2 protein-coding genes are annotated in these 1,995 nt (G+C 37.6%); both read left to right on the top strand.

Annotated elements, in window-relative coordinates:
• A partial coding sequence (locus GVN22_RS27110; RefSeq protein WP_166554129.1) for an RHS repeat-associated core domain-containing protein occupies positions 1 to 990 on the top strand: 990 nt, incomplete at its 5' end.
• A 4-nt stretch (positions 991 to 994) separates the two neighbouring features.
• Entirely contained in the window at positions 995 to 1,573 is a 579-nt protein-coding gene (locus GVN22_RS27115) for a hypothetical protein (protein ID WP_166554130.1), read from the top strand.
• The last annotated feature ends 422 nt before the right edge of the window (positions 1,574 to 1,995 follow it).

The raw sequence follows: 1,995 nt of genomic DNA on the forward strand, positions 1-1,995 counted from the left end.
TATCAGGGAAATTATTACAGTGCCTTTGGCGTATCGATATTATCCTTAGGTGATAATATGACCCCTACCCAAACGGTGCTTTCCAACGACAGGCTCTACAACGGAAAAGAGCTACAGGATGGTACCAACTGGTTAGACTATGGCGCAAGGATGTATTACCCTGAGTTGGGTAGATGGATGGCGGTGGATCCATCTCATGAGGATGGTGGACAAGAATCTTCTACACCTTATGGCTATGTGTTTAATAACCCTGCAGGCCATACCGATCCAGATGGAAGGATACCACATGTAGTTGCAGGTGCAATAGCTGGAGGGCTAATAGGGGGAGCTATAGAAGCTGGCAGACAGGTATGGAATGAAGGTAAAGTTAGTAATTGGAGAGCCGTTGGTGGGGCTGCTCTTCAAGGAGCAATTACTGGAGGAGCTGCTGCTGCTACTGGAGGTATAAGTTATTTAGCAACTGCTGGTGCTGCTGCGGGCGCTAACGTTGTAGGCGGAGCTGCAAGTAGATCTTTACAAGGAAAAGAAACAACAACAGCAGATGTTGTTGTTGATGCCGCTGTAGGAGGCGTTGTTGGAGCAGGTGGAAAATTTGTAGGAAATGTAGTGAAAAAAGCTTTAGATAATGCAACTACAGCTACAAAGGGAAGATTGGGTGAAATTGCAACAGAAATAAAATATGCTACAAAGGGTTATGTAAGTGAGGGAAAAGCTGTAGTTCCTACAGGAAGAGCTACTCCTACAGGAAGAGTACAAGTCGCCAAATATGATCATAACTTTAAAAATATTTTTACTGGTAATCGTATAACAGTTGAAAGTAAATTTAATACCGCAGGACTTACATCCAATCAAGTAGCAGCAAGACCAAGCGTAACCACAGGGGGGTTAATTATTGATAGAACTACAAGTCAACAAGTCGGAAATGTAGCAAGAACATCTTCAGTTTCCACAGGTGCTGGAGTTGGAACACAAACAAATCAAAATCACTAACTATATGAGTAATTTATTTTACAGGGCTTCGGATAGAGAACTTTTAACTGTTAGAAACAAAATTTTCAAGGAGACAGGTATTCCATCACTTGAAAACAAAGGATTTTCAAAATCACCATTTAGAGGTATTTGGTTTGGTGAATATGACCGAAATGTTAGTGGATATTCTTATGAACTATGTAGACTAACAAAAAAGTATTTGGAAATTATTACGGTTTATATTGTTACTGGTGATAGCTACATAAATATTTCGATGAATATTTTTGAATTATATCCAGAAACAAGTTCATTATCAGATTTGCATGATTGCGATGGTGTCAAATTTCATTTACCCCCCAACAGTATATCTAAAATGCGATTAAGAAATGATGACTATACCCTCCCCCCTCTATTATACATGCTATTTTTACCTGAACATAAGATAGGTAAATATATTTCTAAGCAGGGGTTTTATAGTGAAGTAGCTAAGCTAAAAAAACTAATTAAAAAAGACATGGAAAACATTGATTATTTTGTAAAACGATGGCATGAACTTCATGTACCTGTCATTACAGATTGGGTAGGGTGCCCCGTTTTGAAATGATGATACACCTACTAGTCCTAACTTTCAAGCCAATACTAGCAAATACTAAAAATGCTAATTCTTAAAATTTTCTCATCTAACTATACTTGCCAATTACTGTAATATTCCAAATGTGTTTAAGCATATTTTGTTGTACTATAGGTAATTTTTAGGGTATTGTTCAGAATCAAAAGAAAAATAAACCACCGCTAGTACTGCCCTCCAAGCCAGTACTAGCTTGTTTTAAGGATTCCAATCCTCAAAACAAGCAGTTACACTCTATCTTAAATACCCTATTCCTTTAATCACAAACTATTACTAGATAATGTTTTAATTATGCTCACATAATAGTTTATCACCCTTCAACACCAAACGCTGCCCTAAGTAACCCAAACCTTAAAGCATCTATGAAGCGCTATCTACTTATCTATATGGCACTAATG

It is taken from the genome of Cellulophaga sp. BC115SP, assembly GCF_009905545.1.
Lineage (GTDB): Bacteria > Bacteroidota > Bacteroidia > Cytophagales > Spirosomataceae > Flectobacillus > Flectobacillus rivi.

What these genes read in the sequence shown, in the direction of transcription:
- GVN22_RS27115 (WP_166554130.1), top strand. Translation starts at nt 995, where the DNA reads ATGAGTAATTTATTTTACAGGGCTTCGGATAGAGAACTTTTAACTGTT.